General features: G+C 52.0%; 10 protein-coding genes and 1 pseudogene. 6 read left to right on the plus strand and 5 right to left on the minus strand.

All coding sequences use genetic code 11. From position 1 onward, the window contains the following. From hypF to AB7U36_RS07220, 3 genes are all read right to left on the minus strand, one after another. Positions 1 to 2,257: carbamoyltransferase HypF (hypF, locus tag AB7U36_RS07210; RefSeq protein WP_428159115.1), on the minus strand; the 2,257-nt coding region annotated here is incomplete at its 3' end. 9 nt (positions 2,258 to 2,266) lie between these two features. Further along, positions 2,267 to 2,497 (minus strand): HypC/HybG/HupF family hydrogenase formation chaperone, encoded by a 231-nt coding sequence (locus AB7U36_RS07215; protein ID WP_428159116.1) that lies wholly within the window; start codon positions 2,495 to 2,497, stop codon positions 2,267 to 2,269. A gap of 384 nt (positions 2,498 to 2,881) precedes the next feature. After that, positions 2,882 to 3,847: a sulfite exporter TauE/SafE family protein gene (locus tag AB7U36_RS07220; RefSeq protein ID WP_428159117.1), complete on the minus strand. Its 966-nt coding sequence runs from the start codon at positions 3,845 to 3,847 to the stop codon at positions 2,882 to 2,884. A 171-nt stretch (positions 3,848 to 4,018) separates the two neighbouring features. Here AB7U36_RS07220 and AB7U36_RS07225 point away from each other — a divergent pair, with 171 nt between their 5' ends. The 6 genes from AB7U36_RS07225 (at position 4,019) to AB7U36_RS07250 (ending at position 10,665) form a co-directional block, all read left to right on the plus strand. Continuing rightward, on the plus strand, positions 4,019 to 5,128 hold the full coding sequence (locus AB7U36_RS07225) for a TOBE domain-containing protein (protein WP_428159118.1): 1,110 nt from the start codon (positions 4,019 to 4,021) through the stop codon (positions 5,126 to 5,128). Positions 5,129 to 5,190: 62 nt separating this feature from the next. Next, complete coding sequence (locus AB7U36_RS07230; protein WP_428159119.1) at positions 5,191 to 5,403, plus strand: hypothetical protein; 213 nt, start codon at positions 5,191 to 5,193, stop codon at positions 5,401 to 5,403. 290 nt (positions 5,404 to 5,693) lie between these two features. Continuing rightward, entirely contained in the window at positions 5,694 to 7,367 is a 1,674-nt protein-coding gene (locus AB7U36_RS07235) for an alpha-isopropylmalate synthase regulatory domain-containing protein (protein WP_428159120.1), read from the plus strand. Between the two features lie 352 nt (positions 7,368 to 7,719). Then, complete coding sequence (tpx, locus tag AB7U36_RS07240) at positions 7,720 to 8,220, plus strand: thiol peroxidase (protein WP_428159121.1); 501 nt, start codon at positions 7,720 to 7,722, stop codon at positions 8,218 to 8,220. A 64-nt stretch (positions 8,221 to 8,284) separates the two neighbouring features. After that, positions 8,285 to 9,055, plus strand: a complete 771-nt coding sequence (locus AB7U36_RS07245) for a DUF4197 domain-containing protein (RefSeq protein WP_428159122.1) — start codon at positions 8,285 to 8,287, stop codon at positions 9,053 to 9,055. 26 nt (positions 9,056 to 9,081) lie between these two features. Beyond that, a complete protein-coding gene (locus tag AB7U36_RS07250; protein WP_428159123.1) occupies positions 9,082 to 10,665 on the plus strand; it encodes an MBL fold metallo-hydrolase RNA specificity domain-containing protein in 1,584 nt (527 codons plus the stop codon). Positions 10,666 to 10,843: 178 nt separating this feature from the next. Here AB7U36_RS07250 and pbpC read toward each other — a convergent pair whose 3' ends face one another. Then, positions 10,844 to 13,216, minus strand: a complete 2,373-nt coding sequence (gene pbpC, locus AB7U36_RS07255; RefSeq protein ID WP_428159124.1) for a penicillin-binding protein 1C — start codon at positions 13,214 to 13,216, stop codon at positions 10,844 to 10,846. A gap of 58 nt (positions 13,217 to 13,274) precedes the next feature. Further along, positions 13,275 to 15,126, minus strand: a pseudogene (locus AB7U36_RS07260) (alpha-2-macroglobulin family protein); the annotation flags it as partial.

Consider the following 15,126-nt stretch of genomic DNA (forward strand, 5'->3'; position numbering starts at 1 on the left):
TATATACCTTAAAGCCCTTTGCTTCAAGCATACCCGTTATCCGGGAAAAAACCGTATCATTGTTGAACACCCCGCCGGACAGAACAACCCGGTCAAGGCCGGTTTTCTGCCCCACCCTTGCAACGGCCTCCACCATCATACCGGACAGGGTCAGATGAAACCGGGCTGCAATCCGGCCCCGGGGCACACTGCGTTTAATATCCGCCACCATCTGCCTCACCCAGGGACCGGCATCCATAATCCAGCAGCCGTCAGCCCCGGTTTTCATGCCAAAGGGGTAAGCTGTGCTTGCCGATTCTTCAAAATCCGCAACCGCTTCCAGGGCAATGGCGGCCTGGCTGTCATGGGAAATTTCGTGGCAGACCATTAAAAGGGCGGATACTGCATCAAACAGGCGGCCTGTGCTGGATGTCAAAGGGCTGTTCACCTGCCGGTCCATCATCTGAATTAAAAATGCAAGCTTGCGCTTATCCAGGGACCGGACAAAGGGAATATCCAGATCTGCCATCCCAGGCCCATACACTTTATATAACAGGGAAACCGCCATGCGCCAGGGTGCTGTCACCGCCGCATCCCCCCCGGGCATGGGCAGGTAATTGAGCCGGGCCCGGCGCTCAAACCCATCATAGGTACAGGCCAGGACTTCGCCGCCCCAGATATGGCCATCCGTACCCAGGCCGGTGCCGTCCAGGGTCAGGGCAAGCACTTTTCCGTCCAGATGATTTTCCGCCATACAGGAAAGGGCATGGGCATGGTGGTGCTGGACCCCTATCAGGGGAAGACCCTGCCGCCTGAGCAGTTTGGCGAATTGTGTAGAAAAATATCCCGGATGCAGATCATGGGCCACACACACAGGCCGGATATCCAGAATTTTCTGCATATGTTCAATGGTGGCGTTATAAAAATTGTGGGCCTGCATTGATTCCAGATCGCCAATGTGCGGACTTAAAAAGGCGTACCGGTCCCGGGTCAGACATATGGCGGATTTCATACCGGCCCCGCAGCCAAGGATATGGCCAAGTCCGTCATCTGCAGGCGGTGTTATATCCACGGGCAGGGGTGCATATCCCCTGGATCTGCGCAGAAACCGCACGTTTCCCTGCTGGATCCTGGCAATGGTGTCATCCGCCCTGAAATAGATATCCCGGTTGTGGAGCAGAAAATAGTCCGCAATATGGGAAAAGGCATCCAGGGCATCGGCATTGTCAATGGACAAGGGGTCACCGGACCGGTTTCCCGAGGTCATGACCAGGATATCGGGGCCCTTGTCCAGAAGCAGGCAGTGCAGCGGTGTATAGGGCAGCATGATACCCAGACAAAGATTGTCCGGTGCCAGATTCGAGGCCAGCCCCGTGCCCGCGGATTGGGGGAATGTCTTTTTTCTCAACAATACAATAGGCCGGTGACAGGACCCAAGCAGCGCTTTTTCATCCCCGTCCATGCAAACATGGTTAAACAGGGACGAATCCCGGGCCGCCATCAGGGCAAAGGGTTTATGGGGGCGTTTTTTTCTTTGGCGCAGCAGATCAACAGCCGTTGCATTGGCTGCATCCACGGCCAGGTGAAACCCGCCCAGCCCTTTGATTGCAACGATTTTTCCCTGCCTTAGAAACCGGGCCGCAAGAACCACGGCCTGGGCCGGATTATTCCCGTCCACCTGTTTTCCCTTATTGTTGAGCAAAAACACATGGGGCCCGCAAACAGGGCAGGCATTGGGCTGGGCATGGAACCGCCGGTTTAAGGGATCTTCATATTCCTTGCGGCAGTCCGGGCACATGGTAAAGGATTTCATGGACGTTTTTGGCCGGTCATAGGGAATATCCCGGATAATGGTGTATCTTGGCCCGCAATTGGTGCAATTGATAAACGGGTATTCAAACCGGCGGTCAGCAGGATCCTGCATCTCTTTGAGGCAATCAGGGCATACCCCCACATCCGGGGATATCAGGGCAGACCGGGTCCGGGCATCCCGGCTTTTAGCAATCGTAAAATCAGCCAGATCCAAAGGGGGTGTATCCGTTGATACCATGCGTGAAATCTGTGACAGCAGCGGCTTTTTTTCAGGGATATCCAAAAGAAAAGCTTCCAGGTCCTTTGGCGCGCCCTGGATAAAAAGCGCCACACCAGAGGCGGTATTGGACACATGGCCGCAAAGATGATGCACCCGGGCCAAACCAAATAAAAAGGGGCGGAATCCAACACCCTGAACCACCCCTGAAATTTCAATCTTTTTTGCCGACAGACCGGAAGAACGCATTTAAAAGAATCAGGCCGGACCAGCGCCCAGCCCAAGTATTCTGCGCATGTCTGCAATGGTTTGCAGCGCAGCTTCTTCATCCACCTTTGAAATGGCAAATCCGGCATGAACAATAACATAATCCCCAATACCGGCATCATCAAGCAGCATCAGACTGGCCTCCCGGACCACCCCATCCACAGCCACCTTTGCCACGGCATCGTTAATTTCAATAATCTTTGAAGGCACAGCCAAACACATATGCTTTAAATTCCTATCCTAATTGTTTTAATTTCCAAAATTCTTGTGCCAGTATATCATAAGCAGACTTATGAACAAACCCTATTCCCTTGATTCAGCAGGGCAATGTAGAAAATCAACCCATCAATGATTATCACCAACATACCCGGCTCAAGGGTTGATGCAGGCCAACCCCTTTGTGCTGTTCCACGGCAGATCAAGGATTTTAGGAAAGATAAATTCGGCTCTCCGATATTTTCCGTGGTTGTAATTTGAGTTTAGTTCGGAAATACAGATGGTGGATGCCTGGCCGAATTCAATGTTAGGCACCCGTGCCTGGCAGCGCCTCAGAAAAAAAGCCTGACTTGAACGATAGAATCAGGCTCTGACTGGTTCCTGAGGGGCTTAAATGCCTAAAAATTCAGCCGCATACCGGATTGCGGTAAAGAGAATAATACCTGTGAGCATCAATTTGATCAGGTTGGCTGAAACATATTTCTGGCAGTACGCGCCCAGGTACATCCCGGCCATTCCGCCAAGTCCGAACAAGAGGCCCAAACCCCAGTCCGGGGCTACGGACATGCCCGGGAAAAAAGGCGCGATCAGCTGGTAAAAGACAACCCCGGCGACTGAGGTAATAAAGGTTCCCATGAGTGCGGCACCTGCCACGGTGTGAACCGGTAGCCTGAAAAATGTTACAAAAAACGGGGCAATGATGGATCCCCCGCCGATACCATATACCCCTCCCACAATGCCCACGATGAAACTGAGGCTGAAGATACCCCAAAACGATATGTCAAACGCCTGGCCGTCAACGGTGTAGCTGATTCGTTTCAGATTAAACCGGGAGACTTCCGGATGTGTTGCACCGGTTGAAAAACGATCCTCCGGATCAGCCAGCCGGGAAAAATGGCGGCCACCCATGCCCTGAGATTGCAGTACATGGGTGGTGGGGGGACGGGTCTCTGCATTGTTTTTTTTCAGTAAGTCCTTTGTCATTTTGACCCCGATATAAAACAGAACCGCAGATGCAAACAATTTAAACCGGGTCGGATCCGGCAGATATGCCACCCGCAGAAATGCCCCTAGAAATACACCCGGAAGGGTACCCAGGACCACCACCCAGGTCAGGGGCCATACCATTCGGCCCTCCCGCCAATACCGGAATACACCGCTGGGAATAGCGACAATATTGAACAATTGGTTGGTTGCACTGACCGAAGGATTGACATATCCCAGAAATGACATTTGAAACGGCAGCAGGAGAAAGGCCCCGGATATGCCGCCCATGGATGTGAAAAATGAAATCCCGAACGCCACCAATGGCGGAATCCAGGGCTGGACTTCAATGCCGGCTGTATGAAAAATCATGTTGCCTCCTTTTGATGACCTTGGGTTTTAATTTATAACACGATAAATAATATTTTCGTGTTAGTTTATAAAAAAAATAATCACTTGTCAAGAAAAGTCACCTGTCTTTATGCGCACCTGTGCTATAAAAATAAAACAGAAGGGTTACTTGCGAATAAAAGAGAGCGTAATATGGATTATAAAACAACCGCTGACGCCCCGTTACCGGCCCCCCAGTCACTCTCCCAGGGCCGTATGGACCAGGGACGCATGGTTTCGATCCCAGAGACAGGCCATTGCCTGGATTCGGTCCAGCTTGACCGTCTGGAGCAGGCATTCAGGGCATGGGCAAGGCAATCTCCCCGGGCAGATGTCCAATTGTCCCGCCGCCGTATTCTGGTCATCTTTTTGCTGATCCGGTACACGGGTGCAAAGTTGAATGAAATTCTGGCCCTTGATCCTCTTAAGCGGATTGATTTTAACCGGCAGTTGGTGGATTTGGGTATTGGGGAGCCGGATACCCGTACAGAACCGAGAATTGTCAGGATTTCCAGCCCCCTTGCTTCTGAACTTGAACAGATGCTTAACGATCCGTCATTCAGGCGGTTTCTGGAAAAGCAATTCAATATTGATCCTGGGTTTGTCCGGCGCAAATTTTACGAGCGGGCCCAGGCTTTAGGCTTTCCCAAGAAGCTTGGCAGCCCGGAAATGATCCGGAAGGCAAGGGCTGTGGAGTTGATGCAGCGCAATATGCCCATGCCGGCCGTACAGACCATGCTGGGTCATTCAAGCATGAACCTGACTAGTGCCTATGTCTCTTTTTCCAAAGAGGACATTGCCCAGGTCACAAAACTTTTTATCGAAAGGGAAGCGTCGCGTAAAACCAGTGCCCGGAATTCATTTTTCGGCAAAATTCAGGTCCTTCAAAAAGGAGACATCCAGACCCGGGTCACATTGACAACCGCCGGAGGTGACACCATTGAGGCAATGATCACCAACAGCAGCGTGGAACGGCTTTCATTAAAAGAATCAAGACTGATTATGGCCGAGGTCAAAGCCCCCCTGGTGATTTTGTACAACGGGGAAAAAGAGCCGGAATGCACCGCCGAGAACCGGTTTTATGGTATGATTGAGCAGATCAATGCCGGACAGATTAATACGGAATATATCGTGCGTATCAAGGACGGAACAGCATTATGCGCCCTGGTGTCAACCCAGGGATCCCGATGGCTGGGTCTTGGTGTGGGCGATTCTGTATGGGCCGCGTTCAGCTGTTTTTCCGTTGTGCTGAATGTGGATTGAATAAAACAGAAACAGGCGTACGGGATAAAAAAATTTAATGACCAAAATTGGAGGAAAAACTCATGGATCCTGAAGAAATTATCTTTGGCTTAACAAAAGAACTGGCTGCTGAATTGAAAATAATGTCCAAGACAAAAGATATTAATACAAAGGAAACCCATAGCCGGATTATAAAAAATTTATCCCAATCCCTGGGGGTCTTTTTTGATCTTATGAACGAAATGATGCCTTATGATCCTGATGATGATGATGATGAAGAAGGTATTCCTTTTTAAAAAAAGCGGGTCTTTAATCTGTCATGCATTTGGAAGGCCGTCATTTTTTTCTTGACTTCATTTAATTTATATATAATAAATTAGATTTAATTAAAGTGAATAAATTAACTATGAATTTTACCAGCCTACTACTATCCCTGCTTCTTATTGAGGAGGTGGTTCTTAACACCTCCGGGCGACGGGGCTCTTAGTGGCATAATATCCATAAGTGAAAGCAAAAGCCGTTATCAGCCCCTGCCGGGCAGATAACGGCTTTTTTTATTTTAGCCAACATAAAAAAGGGGAAGAACATGGCGATCAAAAAAAATGAAGCGGGAACATGGGAAGTGGACCGGGCCCGGATTCCGGGCGGGGCCAGGCAGGAAGTCGAAATTTTTGACACCACCCTGCGGGATGGTGAGCAGGGCGGGGTAACCTTTAAAGGGGATTCAAAGCTTAGAATTGCCCGGTTTCTTGCAGATACGGGGATCAGCACCATAGAGGTTGGGTTTCCCAGTTCAACCCCCTTGGAATTCGATACAGTGAAACAGATTGCCGATACAGTGGAGGGTCCCTATATCTGCGGACTGACCACCATGGATTTTGAAAATATTAATCGAACATGGCAGGCCCTGGAAAATAATCCCAATCCCACCATCCACGTATTCACCCTTAACATTGACGAGGCATCCATCCGGGCATATAAGGCAGATCCCAATGAGCAAATTGAAAAAGCCTCCCGGGCAGTGGCCTATGCAAAGGAGCTGACAGGCGGTAAGGGCCGGGTGGAATTCTCGGCCCAGAACACCATCCTGGCTTTGTCCCAGTCCCTGAACCCGGAACATAGTTTTCTGCAGGAATATATCTCTAAAATCTATGGCCGTGCGATCAAGGCCGGCGCAGACGTGATCAACATTCCCCATACCGTGGCCAAGGGAATTGAAATTGAAATCCAGGAAGCCATCCAGTACTTTAAGATGCTTGTGGAGGGCACGGATGACGTGGTCTTAAGTTTTCACGCCCACAATGATTTCGGCGTCAGTGTGGCAGATACCCTTGCAGCCGTTGAACAGGGAATCAGGCAGGTGGAAGGCACCTGGTACTCCCTGGGGGAAAGAGCGGGCAATACGCCTTTGGAGCAGGTGATCATGAACCTTTCATTGAAACCTTGCTACAACCGGAAATTCTTTACCTCCTTTAAGCTTGAAAAAACCAATGCCGTGGCAAGATTCATTGAAAGGGAAAGCTCTATACCCATTCCCTACAACGCGCCGGGAATCGGGCCCAATGCCCTGCGCCACGGATCAGGGGTCCATTCCGACGGAGACAAAAAGGGCAAAGCCATTGGGGAGAATATTTACCTGCCCTGCTCACCCGGAGATATCGGCTGGACAGGCAATACCCACCAGATCACCAAGCTGACCGGCGTATCCGGCGTCACGGCCAGGCTTGAGGAGCTGGGATTTGAATTTGAAAAGGCCTTTGTCCGGGAACAGATCATGCCCGTGATCAAGTCCCGGGACATCACATACGGGGACAAGGAACTGCGTATGATCGGGGATGACTTCAGGTACACAGGAAAAGACCATATCGAGTTTGAGGATTACGCGTTCAACAAGTTTGCCAACTCAAATGACCGCCATGCCCAGGTGGTCCTGATCGTTGACGGTGAAAAGAAGACCAGCAAGCCCTTCAAGGGTGAAAACGGTCCCATCAATGCGGTATTCAGCGCCATTGACGATGTTCTGGGACTGGGTGAAGAAAAACCCAAACTCGTGGTTTACGAACCCAGCAACCGCGGACGGACCCACTCGTCAGCGGCAGAAGCATTGGTTGTACTCAGCGGCAACGGCCATGAACTTAACTATCACCTGGCTGCCCCGGTCTGGGTGGGTAAGGCCACGCATGACGATACCATCACGGCGTCTGCCAAAGCCTATGTCCAGGCGTTAAGCCGGTTTATGACGGACATGACAAAGGCGTAGATGTCCGGGGATACAAAAAATCAAGGCTGCGAAGCTCCATCCATCTGAAAGAGGATGTCTTCGCAGCCTTGAAAAAGCCGAATCACTTTGCGCAGATAATGGTGATGTACCCGTTCTCAACAGATTCTTCTGTCTTTTTAAAGCCGCTTTGCGATAATTGGCAATGCCGGGAAGGCGTTATGGTTTTGAGAATCTCCAGCTTTTTTATGCAGTCCGAAAAACTTGAAATAGCAGAGAACGCCATTATTCTTTACAAAGTGGCGGCATCGCGGATATTATGGTGCATAATTTTTCCGGACCGACACTTGAATATTCAAACAAGACGTATGAAAATCAAAAAAGGAGAACATTCATGGGATCTATTACACTTGGCGGCAACCCGGTAACTCTGGCTGGTGACTTTCCCGAAACCGGCGAACAGGCAAAAGAGTTTACCCTTGTGGGACAGGATTTGTCAGACATTAAACTGTCTGCGCTTGCAGGTAAACAGGTGGTGCTCAACATTTTTCCAAGCCTTGACACTCCCATCTGCGCCACCGCTGTTCGCAAATTCAATGAAACAGCCGGTACCAAAAAAAATACGGTTGTGCTCTGTATCTCAGGGGATCTGCCCTTTGCCCACAAACGGTTCTGCGTTGCCGAAGGCATCGAAAACGTTGTGACGGCATCTGCCTTCCGTAATCCGCAGTTTGCCCTTGACTATGGGGTGGCCATGCAGGACGGAGCCCTGGCTGGTCTCACGGCCCGGGCCGTTGTTGTCATAGATGCAGCCGGTAAGGTGATTCATGCCCAGCTTGTTCCTGAAATTAAACAGGAACCTGATTATGAGTCAGCACTTTCTGCACTGTCGTGATCATATAAAATGCATGGGCTCAGACACTAACTAAGGGACTTCAATTAAAGGAGAAGGGTTAAAAATGTGTAAAAAAAGGAGCTGCGTTTCAGTCCTGGCAATTGTTTTTACATTTATTCTGGGATTCCAGGCACCTGTACTGGCGGGCAATCCCCTGTTGGACCAGGGTTCTTCACTGATTAAGTCCCTGAACGAGAACGACAGCAGCAGTTCCGGTAGTGCCAGTTCCGGCAGCCTGACCAACAGCGAGATTATTTCCGGTCTCAAGGAAGCACTGAAAACAGGTGCCGGAACCGTTATCAGCCAGTTGGGCGCGGAAAACGGGTTTAATTCCGATTCCAGCATCCATATCCCGTTGCCTTCCTATCTTTCCAAGGTACAGACCTTGATGGACAAAGTCGGGATGGGGTTCTATGCAGAGGAGCTGGAACTGAAACTGAACCGGGCTGCCGAAGCGGCTGCACCCAAGGCCAGGGCATTGTTTGTAAATGCCATTTCCCAGATGTCCTTTGACGATGCCAAAAGCATTCTCAATGGCGCAGATGATGCCGCAACCCGGTATTTCAAGGAAAAAACCTCCGACGATCTCACCGAGGCCTTTACTCCGGTGGTGAAGGACACCTTAGAGGAGATCGGGGCAGTAAAATCCTATGACCGGATGATGGAAAAGTATAAATCCATGCCCCTGGTTCCCGATATAAAAGGCAACCTGACAGATTATGCTGTTGAAAAGGCCCTGAACGGCATTTTTTATTATCTGGCACAGGAGGAAAAGGCTATCCGGGAAAACCCGGCCAAGCAGACTACGGCATTGTTAAAAAAATTATTTAACTGATTAATTCGGAAGAAAGGGACGAACCTATGGTTGAAGTGGGATTTTTCGGAGCAGCAGGAGAGGTGACCGGATCCATGCATATGCTGGATACAGGCGTTGATAAAATTTTACTGGATTGCGGCATGTTCCAGGGCCGGAGAAAGGAGAGCCGGGAGAAAAACGAAAACTTTCTCATCAACCGGTCTGAAATCACCACCATGGTTCTTTCCCACGCCCATATTGACCATTCCGGCCGGATACCTCTGTTGACAAAAGAGGGGTTTTCCGGCCGGATTGTCACCACCCGTCCCACCAAGGACGCTCTGGATTACATGCTTCTGGATTCAGGGCATATCCAGGAGTCTGATGCCCAGTACCTTAACTATAAAGCCCTGCGCGCCTTTCTGTATCAGGCGGAGCAGTCCAAAACCAAACAGCAGATTTCCAATAAGGAAAAAGCCGGGATTAAAAAGCTGCTGAAAAAAAGCCCCCATGAATTGAACGTGGAGGCCATTGCCGCACTTCACAAGGAGCACGGCCTTGAGATGGTAACGCCACTGTATACCCAGGAGGAGGCACTGGAGTCCCTTTCCTTTATTGACGGGTATCCCTTTGGCTCAGAAGTGACCATCGGAAGGGGAACCACGGTGAAATTCTACGTGGCCGGCCATATTCTGGGGTCTGCCTTTTCCATGATTACGGTGAAACCGAAGCACGGCGGAAAACCCCTTAAAATACTTTTTACCGGCGATGTCGGCCGGTTTGGAAAACCCATTTTAAAAGACCCCACCCTGGAATTTGATGAAGAGGACAGGGATATTGATCTGATGATCATTGAAAGCACATACGGGGACCGTGAGCATGCCCCTGTGGCGGATCTTGCCGGCAGCCTGAAGGACACACTGACCCGGACCATTGAACGGGGGGGCTCTCTTCTGATCCCTTCCTTTGCCTTTGGCAGAACCCAGGAGCTTATTTACATCCTTCACCAGTTGTATGATTCCGGCACTGTTCCCAAAGTGCCTATTTATGTGGACAGTCCTCTGGCATCAAATATCACAAAGGTCTTTGGGGAACATCCGGAAACCTATGATAAGGAAACCCATAAAATATTCCTGGAAAAGGGTATCAACCCCTTTTACTTTAAAAACATCAAATTTGTTGAGTCGGTGGAGGAGTCCATGCGCGTCACCCAGGACGACACCCCGCACATCGTGATCTCGGCATCAGGCATGTGTGAGGCGGGCCGGATTCTTCACCACCTGCGTTATAAAATACATAATCCAAAACATACTGTCCTTATAGTGGGTTATATGGCATGCAACACCCTGGGCCGGCGTATTGAAGAACTGGGCATGCAGAACAATCAGGCTGCAGGCAAGGCCCCGGAAGTCAAAATTCTGGGAAAAGCCTATCCCCTGAGAGCCCATGTGGAAAAAATCGGCGGGTTTTCCGCCCATGCAGACTGCCATGAATTAATGCAGGTGGTTGCGGGATCCAATCTTCGGGTGAAAAAGATTGCCGTTGTTCACGGCGAAGCTGAACAGAGCGCGGCATTTGCCCAGCACCTCAACGAGAACGGATATAATGCCTTTGTCCCCAAATGCGGAGACGTGTTTAAATTGCCGTGATTGCGGGACGCCCGCGCTTCCGGATATATCAAAATGGGCAAGTTATTTAAGACCCGTTCCTAAGCATTGATTTTTTTATTTTACCACAAAGAACACGAAGTTCACGAAGATGATAGAGTACTAAACTTCGTGTTCTTCGTGGTTTTAATCTGAAAGCATCTTAACTTTATGACATTGGTCATGGGTTGAGTTCTATAACGGAAAAACAGACCTGGTCAAAACTGCCGGATTCATCCACCACAGCCAGATGATACAATCCCGGAACCGGCATGGGCATAAAAACCGGGGCTGATCCGTCGGCATTCACCAGGGGTTTTTGATTCAGAAACCACTGGCGTTCCCCCCTGCCGCCCATGGCGCTTAAGGGAATGGCAGGAGAACTGGTCTGTCCCGGCTGGCAGGTCAGGATGCTGTGGTCTGAAACCGAAACAATCCTTATATCAGGCAGGGTCAGGGGCGCCATACCGGGACAACCGGGCGAATCCCCGGGCAGCACGGCAACCCGCCGCCAAAGGGCCGGGATAAAGGGCTCCGCCTGCCATGGCCACAAGGCCACTGTCTTTTTTTCAATACCCCCGCAGGCAGGTGTTGCCCGCATCCCCTGGCTGTCCACCCAGAACGTCCGGACCAGGGGGGCGGTAAGACCGGTTTCTCCGGTCATGGTTAACGGAATCTGGCTGTCAAGGATCCAGGCATCAAATTTTTTGGCACAGGCCCCCTCTGCCCTGCCCCGGATGCCGGATGCAGCAAGGCCGGACGGCCAGCATATGGTCTCCTTTGTTACACTTTCAGGCGGTTTCAGTGTTCCCGCACCAGCGGCGAAGCTCTCCATAACCTGGCCAAGAAGCGGAAGTGCCGTAATGGCGCCATACTGCCCCGGGGACGGGGAGCCGTCGGGCCGGCCGATCCATACCCCCACGGTGTAATCCCCCTTAAGGCCCATGGCCCAGGCATCCCTGAACCCGTAGCTGGTCCCGGTTTTCCATGCCATGGGCAATGCGCCGGACAGCCGCCCCACCCCCTGCCCGCCCGGAAAGGGCCGGGTCAGGATGTCCCGGATGATAAAGGCTGCACCGGAACTCATCAGATACCGCTCCTGCACAGGTTCCAAGGGACATAGGCGCGGCTTTCCGGCAATACCGCCCCGCCCGATGGCCGTATACAGGGTTACCAGGGATTCCAGGCTGGTGCCCACACCGCCCAGGGCCATGGAGAGATTGGGTTGGCCTTCAAATTTAAATCTTGCCCCTGCGTTGTGCAACCTGTCGTGGAAACGGCCGGGACCAAAGGCTTCCAGCACCTGAACCGCAGGCAGGTTCAACGAATCCTGCAATGCCTGGGTCACGGTGACAGGCCCTGAAAATCCCCCGGTGAAATTGCCCGGGTCATAGTTTTTTTTATATCTTGGCACATCCAGGAGCAAAGAATGGGAATGAATCAGGCCCTGATCCATGGAAAGGCCGTAAATAAAGGGTTTCAAAGTTGAACCCGGGGACCTCAGGGCCTGGATCATATCCACATGGCCACGCCTGGATGAATTGAAAAAGTCGGCAGACCCGGCATAGGCTTCAATTTCCAGGGTCTTGTGATTGACCACCAGCACGGCCCCGGACTGTTTTGGGGGCAGCCTTTCCATATATGCCCGCAAAAGATCTGCCATGTGCATCTGCAGGTTTTCATCAATAAAAGTATTGATCACTTCTGCATCCGGGTAAACGGCTTTCAGGCGCCGGGTTGCCAGGGGCGCTGTCATGGATGTGGGGAACCTGAAGGCGCTCACCGGTTCCTGCTTGGCTGACCTGATCTGGTCCGGTGTCCAGATGCCGAACCGGGCCATCCGGTCAAGGACCTTGTCCCGGGCCTTTGCTGCCCTGTCAGGATGGCGGTCGGGTCGGTATCTGGACGGGGCCTGGGGCAGTACAGCCATCAGGGCGGCTTCGGCCCGGGTCATCTCGTTTGCATCTTTGCCCAGCCAGGTGTAGCAGGCAGCTCTGATCCCTTCGATATTGGCGCCAAACGGGGCATGGGTAAGATATAACCCGAGAATTTCATCCTTGGTAAAGTGGTATTCCAGTTGAAGCGCCCTGAACATCTGGCGCAGTTTGACACCCATTCGCTGGAAAAAGCCCGGAGATGGCAGACTGTCCCCCGTATCAAGAATCCGGGCGGTCTGCATGGTAAGGGTTGACCCGCCGGATACAATCCGGCCATGGGTAAGGTTCTGGATAAAGGCCCGGCACATGGCCAGGGGGTTGATGCCGGGGTGATAATAAAACCAGCGGTCTTCATAGGCCAGAAGGGCCTGGCGATAAAACAAAGAGACCTGGCCGGGCCTTGCCGGGTACCGCCACACCCCGTTTTTATCGGCAAAGGCCCGCAGGGGGACCTGGTGGCGGTCCACAATAACGCCGGACACGGGCCGTCCCGCAGTATCAAAGGGGAACAAGCGGTCCAGGGCAATAAAGCACAAACCGCCTGCCAGCAGAACAAAGAGCAGAATTCCGGCGATCTTTGCAGCGTTTAGGCCAATGCGCCGGGTTGTTTCACGCATTGGCCGGGCAGATTTCAATGCCGGAAAATTTCCTTTGACATTGGTCTTTCACCGGGATTTATTTTTCACCGGTTCCAGGCGCACTTACATGGGTCTGGACAATGGTTTCACCCACACCCCGGATATAAGGCCGGTACATATCTTCCACCAGGGAGGGCGGGACCTTGAAAATACCGGGACTGACCACCCGCACAGCGTAGAAAATCCGGCAGGTCTCATTGTATCCGAGATCCAGGGCTGAAATAAATCGGTCATCCCTGTATTCGGTATGGTCTGTATGACAATCGCCATGCCATTGGGAAATGGTTTTGCCATCCACTATTATATGATCAATGCGAAATGATCCGGACACATTAGGGTCTTCCAGCTCAAATCCGGCAGGCAGCATGTCCACCACCAGGGCATAGGGCATCTTCTGTTTTTGGGATTCAACCTTCAAGGCCACAATCATCCTGTCCCCGGAAATGACCTTGGAAATATCCACAGGTTTTGCATTGGTGTCCAGAAACTGCCTGGAAATGCTGACGCCATGGCTTTGGGGGGCTGGCAGGCTGTTCGGGTATCCCGTGAGCACAAGGTCCAGATAAAGATTGGACTTGCCTGTATTTTTCACGGTGAATCCCCCGGCAGCGGTTCCCTTTGTAAATATCACCCGTCCCGGACCCTTTCCGGTGTGGGCACCGGTCTGGTTCCCCACGGTCACATCAGCAGCCCAGACCCCGGCCGGATGGGTCAGTTTGGCCGCCCCTGCCATGACCAGGCTGTTGCGTTCCTGGGTGGAGAGCCACTGCCGGTCTTTTATCGCATCAGCAAGGTCGTGGAGGAACACACCCCGGAATGTATAGTCGGTAAAAAAGGTGGTGATATAATAGTAGGCGGCAGAAAGATCCCGGACATTGGAGCCGTAATCCCCACAATAAACCTGTTTATCGTCCCGCCGGGTTTTAAGGGCCAGGTCAAAGGCCTCAAATGCCTGGGTACGGTCACCGGCAAGCCCAAGGGCTGTGCCCGCATGGACCAGGCCCAGGGGCGTGGGATGGTTGTCTTTCACATAGGCATAAACAGTCCTGGCATCTGCCAGTCCAAGGGAGCTGATCCGGGCAAGGACAAAGGCGGCATAGGCCCGGGTTGCAGCCCTGAACATTTTGTCGTCCGTCCACCCCGGACAGGGAATGACATTTGGGCGGCGAACATATACGGCAAGACGCATAAGTGCCTTTTTCACTGCATTCACAGGCACTTCATAACCTGCGTCCACAGCTTCAACCATCATATGGGCGGCATAGGCTGTCAGCCAGGGGCTTTCAGGGCTGTGTGAACTCCACAGGCCAAAGGCCCCGGAGCTTTTCTGTTTTTCAAGCAGGCCCTGGATGCCACGCCTGATTTTTTCATTGGTGGCTTCCCTGGTGCCTGCCTCAACACCCAATTGCGCAAATTGATCAAAAGAGAGCAGTATATGGGGAAAAAATCCCGATACGGTCTGCTCCAGGCACCCGTAAGGATAGGCAAGCAATTCACTGACATGCTGGACCAGATTCACCGGCGGCTCTGAATCCAGGCCGGCCAGCACGGTTACCGTATCCGGAACCAGGCTATCCAGGGCTGCAGACGATGTGGAAAACGGCTGTCCCGGTGCCAGCAGTTTCTGCCAGGTCCGGGTCTGGTGGGGATAGGGAGACCGGGTTTCCACAAACCAGGTTTTGGTCATCTGTGGTGATACGCCCGGCCCCCGGATCCCTTTGATCCGGCAGGTGATGTGTGCCCGGCCCGTCGTGGTTCCTGCTGTAACCGGCAGTTTGACGCGTTTGCGTTTATTGGGTTCCAGGGCAATGGTTTGACCGGCCTGGCCTGTGAGAGATACCGGCCCGAAACATTCTGTTTCCAGGGTTATATTCTGGGCAATATCTGTT

The organism is Desulfobacter sp., assembly GCF_050177295.1.

Coding starts and splice junctions, on each gene's coding strand:
- AB7U36_RS07215 (WP_428159116.1), bottom strand. CDS start 2,497: ATGTGTTTGGCTGTGCCTTCAAAGATTATTGAAATTAACGATGCCGTG.
- AB7U36_RS07220 (WP_428159117.1), bottom strand. CDS start 3,847: ATGATTTTTCATACAGCCGGCATTGAAGTCCAGCCCTGGATTCCGCCA.
- AB7U36_RS07225 (WP_428159118.1), top strand. CDS start 4,019: ATGGATTATAAAACAACCGCTGACGCCCCGTTACCGGCCCCCCAGTCA.
- AB7U36_RS07230 (WP_428159119.1), top strand. CDS start 5,191: ATGGATCCTGAAGAAATTATCTTTGGCTTAACAAAAGAACTGGCTGCT.
- AB7U36_RS07235 (WP_428159120.1), top strand. CDS start 5,694: ATGGCGATCAAAAAAAATGAAGCGGGAACATGGGAAGTGGACCGGGCC.
- tpx (WP_428159121.1), top strand. CDS start 7,720: ATGGGATCTATTACACTTGGCGGCAACCCGGTAACTCTGGCTGGTGAC.
- AB7U36_RS07245 (WP_428159122.1), top strand. CDS start 8,285: ATGTGTAAAAAAAGGAGCTGCGTTTCAGTCCTGGCAATTGTTTTTACA.
- AB7U36_RS07250 (WP_428159123.1), top strand. CDS start 9,082: ATGGTTGAAGTGGGATTTTTCGGAGCAGCAGGAGAGGTGACCGGATCC.
- pbpC (WP_428159124.1), bottom strand. CDS start 13,216: ATGCGTGAAACAACCCGGCGCATTGGCCTAAACGCTGCAAAGATCGCC.